The following is a 14,013-nucleotide window of genomic DNA, read 5'->3' on the forward strand; positions in this document are numbered from 1 at the left end:
TCTTTATACAGAGGACTGCTTTTTGACTGAATGGCGAACAACAAGCGTCGGCACATACAGGTGCTTATCGTGCTCGTAAGGGCTTTTTTCTGCGAGATGGATAGCAAGTCTTGCAGCGTGACTGGCCATGATTTGAATCGGGTAGCGAACCGTTGTGAGCGTCGGGGACAAATAACTGGCAATAGAAGAATCATCGAACCCTATGACAGAAACATCTTCCGGTACACGTATGTTGTTTTCCGTCAGTACCTTTATCGCGCCGGCCGCCATCAAATCGTTGTAGGTTGCGACGGCGGTAAACGGGACGTTTTTCGCTAGCAGGTTTCTCATCGCCTCAGCACCACCTAGTTCATCAGGTTCGCCCGCAGCAACTAGGCTACCCGAATAGGTTAGGCCATGTTTGTCCAGCTCTGAGCGATAGCCTTGTTTGCGATCAGCAGAATCCTCAATCTGATGTGAAGAAGCAAGATAACCAATTTTTTCGTGGCCAGCACGTAACAAGTGATTGAGGGCTAAACTGCTGCCTTTTACGTTGTCCAAAGCCACGCATCGTTCTGCAATTTCTGGAATAAAACGGTTAATGATGGTCAGGCCGGGGATCTCTCGAGAGAATTTGATCAGCTCCTGATCGGATAATCCTTTGCTGTGAATCACCAGCGAGTCACAACGATTGTTAATCAGGAGCTCAATCGCCTCCCGCTCATACGCTTCATTGTGATAGCCATGGGTGATCAGAATATGTTTCTTGTATTCACGGGCGACTTCATCAATCGCCTGTACCATCGCGCCGTAAAAAGGGTTTGATACATCGGCAACTAAAACCCCAATGGATGGCGAGGATTTGCTCACCAAAGCGCGAGCGTTGGCATTGGGGCGATAATTGAGCTTCTCCATCGCTGCATGGACGGCGTCAATCGCTGCTTGGCTGGTATGAGGAAGCTTATTGATGACTCTTGATACGGTAGCAACAGATAGCTTTGCTTCTTTTGCTACATCTCGGATGTTGGCCATAGTCGTTGAGTGGTTTATTCAGTTGCTAAGGAGTCTTCAGATGCTTCACAAGGTACGTCAAAGATCAAATCTTCAACCTTACTCGGTGAAAGAATATAGGCCTGAGGAACTTGAAAGCGGCATGCCATCATCTGGTTAAACATACTCCAATGATTGAGTAGGCATTGTTGATAGTCCCGGGTCTCATCGCTCCACGTTTCGCGCATAAACGGCCCAAGGCTGGCTGCACCATGGGCAAACATGATCATCTGCCATTTGATTTCCCAGATTTTAACCGGAGTTTGAGGAAAGGCTTCGTTATAGTCATCAGCGATGCGGTTGACCATATTTTCCAATTCACCCGAGTTATCGATGAAATAGTCGAACAGCGTATCTTCTTGACGGACGGCATCAGCAATCAGCTGGATGGGTTGCTTAAAGGTCAACAGGTGCGCTAATAGGCGAACAGAGAACAAATAAAGCTTAACGTTAGCGGTGATGTCCTTTGGCATGTGCTCGACGATAGTATGGATATAGTTCTCCATATAGCAGTGCAAACTATCACTAATCGCGTACCAGATTTTCTCTTTGCTACCAAAATGGTGCCTGATCAAGCTATGCGAAACTCCGGCTTTTTCGCTGATGTTACGAAGTGACACACGCTCATAGCCGAGTTCACAAAAGAGCTCTGTTGCGACTTTCATGATTTCACATTTTGTCTTTTCTGCATCTTGGGCGCTTCGGCGGCCTTGCTTTCTTTCAGTCATTTTCTCGTTCAATTGCTTACGACGCGGTATTTCTAACAGAAATTGCATCGCTTTTCATCTCATACGTTACTTAAAAACAAGCATACCAAAAAATTATACTGCACACATGGAAAATAAACATTGATCTCGCTTATATTATCCATATACTGCACAGCTGTGTAATAAAATTAAAATGAGATCACCACATGATCAAATCTGTATTCAGAATGAGGCCAGCAGCAAAGCTTTTAATCGCAAGTGCGATTGGGTTGACGCTGGTTGGCTGTAATAAAGCCGTATCAGAAGTGACAACACCCGTTGTGACACCAGTGAAGTTGATGGAAGTGCCGGATGTAACCCAAAGCCAGGTCGATTCCTTCATTGCCAAAATCGATGCCACTGACCGAGCTGCACTCTCTTTTCAAGTCGCTGGAGAAATCGAGAGTCTAAAGGTAAAGATGGGGAGCATGGTTGAGAAAGGGGATGTGCTAGCTATTTTGGACCCTAATGACTACCAGCTCGCGTTGGATGCACGTCAGGCCGAATACAGCTTAGCTAAGACAGCATTCAATCGTGCAGATCAACTGTACTCAAAAAAGCTGATCAGTACGGATGATTTTGACCAGACAGAAACTCAATACAAAGCGGCCAAAGCTGCCTATGAACAGGCTGTCACAGATCTAAACTATACCCGTATTACTGCTCCTTTTGATGGTGTTGTATCCATTACCTTTGCCAAAGAATATCAAGTAGTTGGTGCAAACCAACCGATCCTAAACCTTATCGATAATAGTGTCATGGACGTTGTTTTCACCGTACCTGTGACTTACACCGAGCAATACGGGTTAGACAAGTTCAGCGCTTCGACACTCACAGTCTCTATGGACAGTCAACGCGACGTTGATATTCCTTCGCAGTTCAAAGAGATCTCAACGCAACCTGACGTTGATACCAACAGCTACAGCGCCAGCGTCACGATTCAACGACCACAAGAATTAAACCTATTACCTGGAATGACGGGCCAAGTTCGCTTGGTCAATGATGAGAAGAAAGCGACGATCAAAATTGCGCCTTCTGCGTGGATTTCAAAGCACGATACCACTGGGCTTCTGTATCGATTTAATTCTGAAAATCAGACCATCCAACAAATTCAAGTAACGCTAGATGAACATGGGGACGTCATCTCTGGATTGGAGAAGGGCGACCTCATTGTAGAAGCTGGCGTAGATAAATTGGTCTCTGGTCAACAGGTTAAAGCTTGGATCAAAGAGGGAGGGATCTGATATGAAAATGTTTAAAGCCTCAATCATTGCGCTCTCTGTTTTAGGTCTTGTGGCGTGTAAACCGTCTGTGGAACACAGAGAAAAAAATGAACTACGAGTTGATACATTTGAAGTCGGCTCGCCTCTCACCAGTCAACATAGAAGCTTCAATGGTCAGGTGATGCCCGCTGAGCTGACCCCTTTATCTTTCCGGCTTGACGGCGAGATATCTTCGATTCTGGTTCAGGAAGGTGACAATGTCACAAAAGGGCAGGTCGTCGCGATTCTTGATGATGCGAAAGCAAAACAAAACCTTACCGATGCTCAGGCCAAATATGAGCTGGCGCTAAAGCAGTTTAAGCGTGGTCAGGAATTGAGACACAACAAAATGATCTCAAGTGCTGATCTTGATGAGTTAAGTGCAAGTTTCAAACTAGCAGAAGCGAACTTAGGTACCGCCAAACTCAGAGTGGTTTATACGCGTCTAAAAGCCCCGTTTGATGGTGTGGTGTCTAGCGTAGATAAACAAAAGTTTGAAAACACCAGCCCAGGTGAAACGGTTGTCTCTATCTATCAAGATGAAAAAGTATACGTCAAACTCAACGTGTCGGATACCGTTCTGGCAATGCTCAAACCTGAGTTAAGTTCAGAAAGATACCAGCCGACGGCAACTTTTGCGGGTCATGAAGGGACTTATACCGTGTCTTATCTAGAGCATACGAGCGAACTTCATCCAGATAGTCAAACGTATGAATTCTGGTTGTCCATGCCTCAGATTGAGCACCGTATTTTGCCGGGTACGAGTGCTCAAATCTCGGTTGATTTGGTTAAAGCTGGTCTCAACACAATTCAAGGTTATCAACTGCCAATGACAGCGGTTGATACAGGCGTTAATCCACAGGACTTTTTTGCATGGAAGTTGGAAGACAATATTGCACATCGATATCCCATTTCGGTGAGCCAGATTAATGGCTCTGGCGCGTTAGTTTCAGGAGGCGTCGATACTGGTGACATCATTATTAACTCTAACTTACGCAAGCTGCGTGAAGGTATGGAAATTAAAGGAGCGCAGCAGTGAGCATTGCGGAGTATTCAATAAAAAACAAAGTCATCAGTTGGCTATTTCTGGTCATTTTGGCGGTGGGTGGCTACACGTCATTTATGGATCTTGGCCGCTTAGAAGACCCGGCATTTACCATCAAAGATGCGATGGTTATCTCAACGTACCCGGGGGCAACCTCACAGGAAGTCGAAGAGGAATTGACATACCCGCTTGAGAAAGAAATCCGAAAGCTACCCTATATCGATAAAATCACTTCCATATCCTCAAACGGTATGTCGCAAATCATGGTCAGCATGGAGATGGAATACGGCCCGGACGAGTTGCCACAAATTTGGGATGAGATGCGAAGAAAAATTAATGATTTGAAGCCATCTCTTCCTAGTGGTGTTAACTCAATTCAGATTATCGATGATTTTGGGGACGTATATGGCATTATGCTGATGCTGACAGGGGACGGATACGATTACATTGAGCTAAAACGTTATGCTGACTATTTAAGTCGTGAGCTGGAACTAGTTGACGGTGTCGGCAAGGTGACCATCTCAGGTGATCAGCAGGAGCAATTATTCGTAGAAGTGTCGTTGGAAAGACTCGCTGCTCTTAATCTGGATATGAACACCGTAGTCGGCCTGCTGAGCCAGCAAAACAGTGTACAAGCCGCAGGCGATGTGATGGTGAATGGCCAGTCGCTAACGATCCGACCAAACGGTACCATGAGTTCGGAGCAGGAGTTGGAAGACCTTATTATCCACGGTCGCGATACAGGTAACCTAATTCGTTTGAAAGACGTTGCAACTATATCGCGTGGTATTCAGGATAAGCCTTCTAATGTACTGACATACAATGGAAAACCTGCGATCAATCTTGCGATCTCTTTCGGAGCAGGTGTAAACGTTGTTGAAGTTGGTAAGGCCATTCAGGCGGAGCTGGCAGAATTGGAGAGCATTAAGCCAGCAGGTGTAGAAATCAATTATTTCTATAATCAATCTGCTGAAGTGGATAAATCGGTCGACGATTTCATCATTAGCTTAGGTCAGGCCGTTGCTATCGTTATTATCGTATTGTTGTTTGCGATGGGGTTACGCAGTGGTTTGATCATTGGATCCGTTCTCCTTCTGACGGTCTTCGGTACTTTTATTTTGATGAAGCAATTCGATGTGGAATTACACCGCATTTCCCTAGGTGCTCTGATTATTGCACTGGGCATGCTGGTGGATAACGCCATTGTTGTCGTTGAAGGCATCTTGGTCGGGCTTAAGAAAGGTAAGACTAAACTTCAAGCTTCTATTGATATTGTTAAACAAACACAGTGGCCTTTGCTTGGCGCCACAGTTATCGCTATTACTGCATTTGCCCCAATTGGTCTGTCTCAAGATGCGACCGGTGAGTTTATGGGCTCTCTGTTTTGGGTATTGTGTTTTTCGTTGTTCTTAAGTTGGGTGACAGCGCTTACATTGACCCCTTTCCTTGCAGATTTGATGCTTAAGGAAAATGAAACGATTACCGACGGTGAAGATGTCGACCCATACAAAGGTATTCTGTTTACTTTGTTTGGCGCATGCTTGAAGTTTGCGCTTCGTTTCCGTTGGTTAACGGTCGCCAGCATGGTTGGGTTGCTGGTGGTTGCTGTGATTGGCTTTGGTATGGTCAAGCAGTCATTTTTCCCACCTTCAAACACACCAATGTTTTACGTAGATATGTGGATGCCAGAAGGTACGGATATTCGTAAAACTATTGAAGAAACGGAAAAGGTTGAACAGTACATTCGTGCTAAAGACAATGTTGAGTTTGTAACTACAACAACAGGTCAAGGTTTGCAGCGTTTTGCTCTAACGTATGAGCCAGAGAAAAGTTACGAGAGCTATACTCAGCTTCAAGTTCGAACGACAGATAGAGAAGTGATGTTCTCGCTTCTTGAGGAACTTGATAAAGAACTTTCAGTTCAGTTCAATCAGCCTACATTCCAGTTTAAATTGATGGAGTTTGGCCCGTCACCAGCATCTAAGATCGAAGCGCGAATCACTGGTCCGGATCCTCAGACTCTACGTTCTATTGCGATTAAGGTGGAAAATATTTTATTGGCCGATCCAGGGTCACGAAATGTTCGCCATGACTGGCGTGAAAGGACGAAAGAGCTAGTGCCTCAGTTTAATGAATCAAAAGCTCGTCGTTTAGGTATCTCCAAAGAAGATGTATCCAATACCCTGCAAATGGCTTTTGGAGGCGCCCCTATAGGTTTACTGCGTGATGGAACACATATGCTGCCAATTATCGCTCGTCTCCCAGAATCAGAGCGTGTCGATTTTGAGTCGATGAACAATGTCAAGATTTGGAGCCCATCACTACAGACATATATTCCAGTGGACCAGGTGATTGATGGAGTCACTCTACAATGGCAAGAGCCACTTATACTGCGTCGTGATCGCAAGCGAACTTTGACTGTATTAGCTGACCATGATGTGTTGGGTAATGAAACCGCAGCGAGTTTATTCTCTCGTATACAACCGAAAGTACAGGCTCTTGATCTACCAGAAGGTTACAGCATCAGCTGGGGTGGTGAGTATGAGTCATCTAAAGATGCAGAAGATTCTGTATTTGGCTCATTGCCAATGGGGTACATGTTGATGTTTATTATCACCATGTTCTTATTCAATTCATTGCGAAAACCACTAGTCATTTGGTTTACAGTGCCATTGTCAATTATTGGTGTATCAATTGGTTTGTTGGCAACTGATACCTCTTTTAGTTTTACAGCAATACTCGGTTTACTTAGCTTAAGCGGTATGATCCTCAAAAACGGTATCGTGTTATTGGACCAAATCAATATTGAGATGGATTCAGGTAAAGAGCCGCATCAGGCTGTATTTGATAGCGCAATGTCACGTGTACGCCCGGTAAGTATGGCCGCATTGACAACGATACTAGGGATGATTCCACTTGTATTCGATGCTTTCTTTGGCTCGATGGCAATAACAATAATGGCTGGTTTGGGATTTGCTACGGTATTAACACTGATCGTAGTACCAGTTCTGTTTGCCATTTTCTACCGAATCAAACCATCCACTGCCGGATAAATTCACGGATAGAAATTCGATTCGATATTAGCCAACCCGGTAATTTTTACCGGGTTTTTTATGCCTTTATTTTATAAAATAAGCACAGCATTCGCCGATTTGGCTAGACTTTAGTATAAATAACGTCAATCGAAATATATATTAAAATTAACATGAACTTATTGGTTTAATTAACCATATTGTAAATTGCAATGGATTGCATAGTTAAACCAAAGTCTAATAAGGAAATGATTGTTTTGTCATGTAAATGTAAACCTATCTGTAACGAAAATAATTGTGTTTTAAAAGGTGATAAAGATTGATGAAATAGGTGTAAACGACGAAAAATGAAGTTAAAACAGTGTTTTAGCTATTGCTGATAAAAGAGGTGGTTAAATTATTTCTTTAAAAAACAAAGGGATATGGCTGGTTAACAACTATATAACATTACATTCCTTATGAGATCTTGTTCAACATTATGCAACTAAACTCAAAAAGTATTTGAACTGTAACATTAAGACATTAGTTTAAATTAACAGAACGAGGACGGAAAGTTCCTTATTTAAGTATTACTAATAACGTTGGTTGGTGCTAATTGTTGGCACCGGTTAATGGCGAATAAATTATTTTAATTGCTGTTAAGAATGGAGTCTCTTAATGAAAAAAGTCGCTTTGATCACGGGATCAAAAGGCGGAATTGGTTCTGCAATTTCTTCTCAACTGGTTAACGATGGTTATCGTGTAATTGCTACCTATTTTACTGGTAACTATCAGTGTGCTTTAGATTGGTTTAACGACAAAGAATTCAATGAAGATCAGGTTCGCTTGTTCGAGTTGGATGTAACCAATACTGAACAGTGTGCTGAACGCTTAGCTCTTTTGTTAGAAGAAGAAGGGACTATCGATGTCGTTGTGAATAACGCAGGCATCACTCGTGATGGTGTGTTTAAAAAGATGACAGCGTCGGCTTGGAAAGAAGTCATTGAAACAAACCTAAACAGCTTGTTCAACGTTACGCAGCCACTGTTTGCTGCTATGTGTGAAAAAGGCAACGGGCGCGTTATCAATATCTCTTCAGTGAATGGCCTAAAAGGTCAGTTTGGTCAAACAAACTACTCGGCTGCAAAAGCAGGCATGATCGGATTCTCCAAAGCGCTTGCCGCAGAAGGTGCGAGAAGCGGTGTGACGGTCAATGTTGTTGCTCCTGGATACACAGGTACTCCTATGGTTGAGCAAATGAAGCCAGAAGTACTTGAATCAATCAAAGCTCAAATCCCAATGAAACGTCTCGCAACACCAGAAGAAATTGCTAAATCAGTTTCCTTCTTAGTGAGCGATGCGGGTGCATACATTACAGGCGAGACACTGTCTGTAAATGGCGGCTTATACATGCATTAAGGATGAGTGAGATGGAAAAAGTTTATATTGTTGCAGCTAAGCGCACGCCAATTGGTTCATTTGGCGGAACGTTAAAAGACATTTCAGCAGGAAATCTAGGCTCAATTGCGATTAAAGCCGCTTTGGAGCAAGGTAAAGTTGCCCCTGAGCTGGTTGATGAAGTTATCGTTGGTAACGTCGTGGGCGCTGGACAAGGTATGGGCGTTGGTCGTCAGGCGGCTATCTATGCTGGTATTCCAGAATCTGTACCTGCGTACACACTTAATATGGTGTGTGGCAGTGGTATGAAAACGGTTATGGACGCAGTCAGTCACATCCGCTCTGGTGACGCTTCAGTAGTCGTTGCCGCAGGCGTAGAAGTGATGTCACAGATTCCTTTCACTGTGTCTAGCAACATTCGTGACGGCCACAAGATGGGCAACATGAATCTAACGGATCTGCTCATCAACGATGGATTAACTGATGTTTTCAACCAATACCATATGGGGAAAACAGCAGAGAACGTTGCTCGTGAAGTAGGAATCAACCGTGAACAACAAGACGAATACGCACTTGCAAGCCAAATGAAAGCCGTTGCGGCGATTGAGGCAGGTAAGTTTGTTGATGAAATCGTTGCTGTTGACGTGAAAAAACGCAAAGAAACGATTGTGTTTGACACGGATGAATATCCAAAAGCGAATGCAACGTTGAGCGGTTTAGAAAAGCTACGTCCTGCTTTCGAAAAAGAAGGCACTGTTACTGCTGGTAATGCGTCTGGTATTAACGACGGTGCGAGCGCGATTATTGTTGCGAGCGAAAGCGCGGTTCAGAAGCATGGTTTGCAACCTATTGCTGAGATTGCAAGTTACGCGCAGTCTGGCCTAAACCCGGAAATCATGGGATTGGGTCCGGTAGAAGCTGTGACTCAAGCACTGAGCAAAGCAGAAATCACAACAGATGACGTCAATGTTTATGAATTGAATGAAGCGTTTGCTGCTCAAGCACTCGGTGTCATCCATAAGCTAGCGCAAGAACACGACGTATCCGTTTCTTCGATTTTAGATAAAGCCAATGTAAATGGCGGTGCGATTGCTCTTGGTCACCCTCTAGGTGCATCGGGTAACCGTATTTTGGTTTCCCTTGTTCACGAACTTAACAGAAGTAACGGTACTTATGGTGTCGCTTCACTATGTGTTGGTGGCGGTATGGGAACTGCAGTAGTTATTAAATCAATCGCTTAAATTCAAATCGAGCCTGAATTTTCGCTAAATTAAAATGGAATTAACCCAGGAGTAAGACTATGTACACTGATTTTTTCAAATCTTTCACAGACCAAACTGAAAAGAGCCTAGAACCATACGTGAAGTTCAACAAGCTTGTGACTAAGAATGTTGAAGTCATGACTGAACTTCAACTGAATGCAATTCGCACATACAGCGAAATGGGTCTGACTCAAATGAAAGCGGCAAGTGAAATCAAAGACGTGACTTCTCTAACTGCATTCAACAGCCAGCAGCTTTCAGTTCTAACTAAGCTATCTCAACAAATGATGGACGACAGCAACAAGCTTCAGTCTATCGCTAAAGAGTTCAAAGATGACGTTGATCAGCTAACAACGGAAAACCTTAAGACAGTGACTCCCGCATAACACTGACTTGTTTGTGCCGCCGAAAGGCGGCATTTTTTCCGATCATAGGAGTAGCAATATGTATCAACACTTCTTTTCGGACTACCTTGTGAAGCTCCAGGAAACCAATCAAAAGTGGTGGGAAGATCTAGAACTAAGCAGGGCAGCCGTTAACTCCCCTCTGAACAAAGCAATGCAAGAAGTGAATTTCGAAGATACCACTAAGCTCTTCGAAAGTGCTGCAAACCAACCAGCTGCAATGCTGCAAATCCAAGCTGAATGGTGGCAACAGCAACTGCAAATTTGGCAAAACGTCGCGCTCGCTCAAAACAGTGAATCCATTGTTGAAGCGGAAAAGGGCGATAAGCGATTCTCCAACGAAGAATGGCAAAGTGATGTGTTTTACAACTTCATCAAACAGTCATACTTACTCTTCAGCAAAACCTACCTACAGACAATCGATAGCATTGAAGGCCTTGACGAGAAAGCGAAAGAGCGTATCAGCTTCTTCTCCCGTCAGGCAATTAACGCTATGTCTCCAAGCAACTTCATCGCGACTAACCCAGAGTTATTGAAGCTGACTCTAGAGCAAAATGGCGAAAACCTGTTGGCAGGTTTGGAGCAGTTGAAAGAAGATGTTGAATCGAGTGCAGATATCCTCAAAATCCGCATGACAAACAACAATGCTTTTCGCTTAGGTGACGATGTTGCGAACACGGCGGGTGAAGTGGTGTACCGCAATGAACTGTTTGAGCTGATCCAGTACCGTCCGATGACGGAAAAAGTTCATGCGACGCCGTTGTTGATCGTCCCTCCATTCATCAATAAATACTACATTCTGGATTTGCGTCAGAAGAACTCAATGGTTCGCTGGTTGCTTGAACAGGGACACTCGGTATTTATGATGTCTTGGCGCAACCCGGGCAAAGAGCAAAGTCAGGTAGAATTTGGTGACTATGTTACTGAAGGTGTAGCGAAAGCGGTATCGGCAATCGAGGATATCACTGGTCAGGAACAAATCAATGCAGCGGGTTACTGTATTGGTGGTACGGTTCTGGCGAGCACCATTGCTTACTATGCCGCTAAGCGAATGAAGAAGCGCATCAAGAGTGCGACCTTCTTCACGACCTTGTTAGACTTCTCACAACCAGGTGAAGTTGGTGCATACATCAATGATACCATTGTTAGCGCGATTGAAGCGCAAAACAATGCCAAAGGTTACATGGATGGCCGTTCATTAAGCGTGACATTCAGCCTACTGCGTGAGAATAGCCTTTACTGGAACTACTATGTAGATAATTACCTAAAAGGCCAAAGCCCAGTTGATTTTGATTTGCTTTACTGGAACAGCGACAGCACCAATGTCAGCTCGACTTGTCACAACTTTATGCTTCGTGAGCTGTATCTGAACAACAAACTGGTACAAGACAAAGGCGTGAAAGTAGGCGGTGTTTGGATCGATCTGAACAAGATAAAGATCCCGAGCTACTTTGTGTCGACCAAAGAAGACCATATTGCCTTGTGGCAAGGTACTTACCGCGGCGCTCTTAACGTCGGTGGCAACAAAACGTTTGTTTTGGGTGAGTCGGGCCACATTGCTGGCATCGTTAACCATCCATCGAAGAACAAGTACGGCTTTTGGACCAACGATAGCTTGGACGAGAGTGCTGACGAATGGCTAAGTAATGCCACTCATACTGAAGGCTCTTGGTGGACACATTGGCATCAATGGTTGTTGGGCTTTAGCCCCGAAGAGCAAGTTGAGCCGTTCAGCACAGGTAACGAACAGTTCCCTGTATTAGGACCTGCACCGGGTGACTATGTGAAGCAAGTACTTCCCGTAAAAGAAGAAGTGACTAGCTAGCTTGATGTTACTGAAAAGACAAAAACCCTGAGTGAACCGCTCAGGGTTTTTTTATGGGGTGAGAATTTTAGGGTGAGGGCGGAGAGTAATAACCCTGATTCATTTTATTTTGTTTGTAATTTTGTTATGCATTTGATTAATTAGTGGAATATCTACGTGAAGGGAGTCGTGATGAAAACAATCGGTATTATTGGTGGAATGAGCTGGGAATCGACAGCAAGTTACTACAAGCAAATAAATCAGAGAGTTAAGGCCGAAAAAGGCGGATTGCACTCAGCTAAGCTCATCCTGAACAGCGTCGACTTTGCTGAGATAGAGGCTCTGCAACACAAAGGTGAATGGGATAATACCGCAATTATTCTTAGTGAAGCTGCTCAATCACTTGAAAAGGCCGGTGCTGACTTTCTTCTAATTGCGACCAATACGATGCACAAAGTGGCGAGTCAGGTCGAAGAAGCTGTCTCAATACCGTTACTCCACATTGCCGATGCGACAGGTCAGCAACTGGTAGAACAAGGAATCAGTAAAGTTGGCTTGCTTGGCACGGCCTTTACAATGGAGCAGTCATTCTACAAGCAACGCTTAACAGATAAGTTTGGAATAGAAGTGATTGTGCCAAATGGTGTTCAGCGAAGGCTTGTTCACGATGTCATTTACAATGAGCTTTGTCTTGGTGAGATAAACGCCAGATCGAAACAAGATTTTAAAACCATTATTGAGGACCTTTCTGCGGACGGCGCACAAGGCGTGATTCTAGGTTGTACCGAAATAGGCTTGTTGATTTCAGAGCAGGATACGGATATTCCATTGTTCGATACCACTGAAATACACGCAAACTCTGCGGTTAGCGAGGCGTTAAAGTGAATAGGAATGTTTGGATTTTGTCACTCTGTCAGGCATTACTGATGACGGGCAATATCCTGCTCATATCTGTGATTGGATTAGTGGGTAAGGAAATTGCGCCAAGTGAAAGTATGATCACCTTGCCCGTCGCATTGCAATTCCTTGGGCTGATGAGCGCAACGATTCCAGCTTCTCTGATCATGGGGAAATTTGGTCGACGAAAAGGATTTAGCTTAGGTAATTTGGTTGGTATTACTGGTGCGTCAGTGGCGACTTATGCTTTGTCCAATGAACAATTTTATCTGTTCTGTGTCGGGACCTTCTTACTGGGTATTGGTATCGGGTTTGGTACCTTATATCGTTTTGCGGCAATTGAAGTGTGTGAAGAAAGTGCACGACATCGCGCTATATCTATCTCTATGGCTGGTGGTGTGTTGGCTGCCGTCCTTGGGCCTAACCTCGCCGTGTATTCGCAACAAATGACAGGTGATTCACTTTATGTGGGTGCTTTCATGTCATTGATCGTGCTGAATATTATTGCATTGTGTTTACTACAGACCATTCAGTTCCCAGCGCATCATGCGGGAACGGCTAAGGATAACCCTGAGCCACTGCTTCAAATCATCAAAGCGCCTAATTTTATGTTGGCGGTGTTTGCTGCCATGGTGGCGTATGCAGTGATGAACATTCTCATGACAGCCACGCCACTTGCGATGATAGGTTGTGGCTTTGATTTCGAGAAGGCGGCAGGTGTTATTGAGTGGCATGTACTTGGGATGTTCGTCCCAGCATTTTTTACCGGTAAATTAATTGAAAAGTTTGGCGCGAGACAAATGATCCTGACTGGAGGTATTTTATTCGTGCTTTGCGTGGCGATTAATATCCACGGTCAGTCGATTTGGCATTTTTCGCTCGCTCTGGTTTTACTCGGTGTTGGTTGGAACTTTATGTTTATCGCCGCAACGGGGCTGTTCAGTCAATCGTATGCCGCGCACAACAAATCTAAAGCCCAAGCCTTTAACGAATTTTTTGTCTTTAGCTGCGTGACAATTACAGCTTTGTTATCGGGTTGGCTGGAAGCAACGGTAGGGTGGGAGAATTTAAATATTTACGTGCTACCGTTTGTGCTTGCTGTTATCGCGTTATTTGGCATTAACGTATTCAGGGCTAAAAGTGTGACTGCTTAGC

At 44.2% G+C, this 14,013-nt stretch carries 11 protein-coding genes; 9 read left to right on the forward strand and 2 right to left on the reverse strand.

All coding sequences use genetic code 11. The features are described 5' to 3' along the window. Positions 1 to 3: 3 nt before the first annotated feature. Both F0265_RS05015 and F0265_RS05020 read right to left on the reverse strand, forming a co-directional pair. Positions 4 to 1,011, reverse strand: coding sequence for a substrate-binding domain-containing protein (locus tag F0265_RS05015; RefSeq protein WP_171748043.1), 1,008 nt, complete (start codon positions 1,009 to 1,011; stop codon positions 4 to 6). Between the two features lie 14 nt (positions 1,012 to 1,025). Continuing rightward, the gene (locus F0265_RS05020) at positions 1,026 to 1,757 is read right to left on the reverse strand and encodes a TetR/AcrR family transcriptional regulator (RefSeq protein WP_040122350.1); all 732 of its coding nucleotides are present in this window, start codon (positions 1,755 to 1,757) and stop codon (positions 1,026 to 1,028) included. Between the two features lie 185 nt (positions 1,758 to 1,942). Between F0265_RS05020 and F0265_RS05025 the strand changes: the two genes are divergently transcribed. The 9 genes from F0265_RS05025 (at position 1,943) to F0265_RS05065 (ending at position 14,012) form a co-directional block, all read left to right on the forward strand. After that, positions 1,943 to 3,019, forward strand: coding sequence for an efflux RND transporter periplasmic adaptor subunit (locus F0265_RS05025; protein ID WP_171748044.1), 1,077 nt, complete (start codon positions 1,943 to 1,945; stop codon positions 3,017 to 3,019). A gap of 1 nt (position 3,020) precedes the next feature. Further along, on the forward strand, positions 3,021 to 4,076 hold the full coding sequence (locus tag F0265_RS05030) for an efflux RND transporter periplasmic adaptor subunit (RefSeq protein ID WP_095570796.1): 1,056 nt from the start codon (positions 3,021 to 3,023) through the stop codon (positions 4,074 to 4,076). Then, positions 4,073 to 7,135, forward strand: coding sequence for an efflux RND transporter permease subunit (locus F0265_RS05035; RefSeq protein ID WP_171748045.1), 3,063 nt, complete (start codon positions 4,073 to 4,075; stop codon positions 7,133 to 7,135). The genes F0265_RS05030 and F0265_RS05035 overlap by 4 nt, the downstream gene beginning before the upstream one ends. Before the next feature lie 636 nt (positions 7,136 to 7,771). Then, entirely contained in the window at positions 7,772 to 8,512 is a 741-nt protein-coding gene (locus F0265_RS05040) for an SDR family oxidoreductase (RefSeq protein WP_006961113.1), read from the forward strand. Positions 8,513 to 8,523: 11 nt separating this feature from the next. Continuing rightward, positions 8,524 to 9,732 (forward strand): acetyl-CoA C-acetyltransferase, encoded by a 1,209-nt coding sequence (locus tag F0265_RS05045; RefSeq protein ID WP_171748046.1) that lies wholly within the window; start codon positions 8,524 to 8,526, stop codon positions 9,730 to 9,732. Positions 9,733 to 9,791: 59 nt separating this feature from the next. Next, the gene (locus F0265_RS05050; protein ID WP_006961111.1) at positions 9,792 to 10,139 is read left to right on the forward strand and encodes a phasin family protein; all 348 of its coding nucleotides are present in this window, start codon (positions 9,792 to 9,794) and stop codon (positions 10,137 to 10,139) included. A gap of 58 nt (positions 10,140 to 10,197) precedes the next feature. Beyond that, complete coding sequence (phaC, locus tag F0265_RS05055; RefSeq protein WP_065742890.1) at positions 10,198 to 11,982, forward strand: class I poly(R)-hydroxyalkanoic acid synthase; 1,785 nt, start codon at positions 10,198 to 10,200, stop codon at positions 11,980 to 11,982. Positions 11,983 to 12,153: 171 nt separating this feature from the next. After that, complete coding sequence (locus tag F0265_RS05060) at positions 12,154 to 12,846, forward strand: aspartate/glutamate racemase family protein (RefSeq protein WP_171748047.1); 693 nt, start codon at positions 12,154 to 12,156, stop codon at positions 12,844 to 12,846. Beyond that, positions 12,843 to 14,012: an MFS transporter gene (locus F0265_RS05065; RefSeq protein ID WP_171748048.1), complete on the forward strand. Its 1,170-nt coding sequence runs from the start codon at positions 12,843 to 12,845 to the stop codon at positions 14,010 to 14,012. The genes F0265_RS05060 and F0265_RS05065 overlap by 4 nt, the downstream gene beginning before the upstream one ends. Position 14,013 lies beyond the last annotated feature (1 nt).

Source organism: Vibrio sp. RE88 (genome assembly GCF_013113835.1).
GTDB lineage: Bacteria > Pseudomonadota > Gammaproteobacteria > Enterobacterales > Vibrionaceae > Vibrio.

Coding starts and splice junctions, on each gene's coding strand:
- F0265_RS05015 (WP_171748043.1), bottom strand. CDS start 1,011: ATGGCCAACATCCGAGATGTAGCAAAAGAAGCAAAGCTATCTGTTGCT.
- F0265_RS05020 (WP_040122350.1), bottom strand. CDS start 1,757: ATGACTGAAAGAAAGCAAGGCCGCCGAAGCGCCCAAGATGCAGAAAAG.
- F0265_RS05025 (WP_171748044.1), top strand. CDS start 1,943: ATGATCAAATCTGTATTCAGAATGAGGCCAGCAGCAAAGCTTTTAATC.
- F0265_RS05030 (WP_095570796.1), top strand. CDS start 3,021: ATGAAAATGTTTAAAGCCTCAATCATTGCGCTCTCTGTTTTAGGTCTT.
- F0265_RS05040 (WP_006961113.1), top strand. CDS start 7,772: ATGAAAAAAGTCGCTTTGATCACGGGATCAAAAGGCGGAATTGGTTCT.
- F0265_RS05045 (WP_171748046.1), top strand. CDS start 8,524: ATGGAAAAAGTTTATATTGTTGCAGCTAAGCGCACGCCAATTGGTTCA.
- F0265_RS05050 (WP_006961111.1), top strand. CDS start 9,792: ATGTACACTGATTTTTTCAAATCTTTCACAGACCAAACTGAAAAGAGC.
- phaC (WP_065742890.1), top strand. CDS start 10,198: ATGTATCAACACTTCTTTTCGGACTACCTTGTGAAGCTCCAGGAAACC.
- F0265_RS05060 (WP_171748047.1), top strand. CDS start 12,154: ATGAAAACAATCGGTATTATTGGTGGAATGAGCTGGGAATCGACAGCA.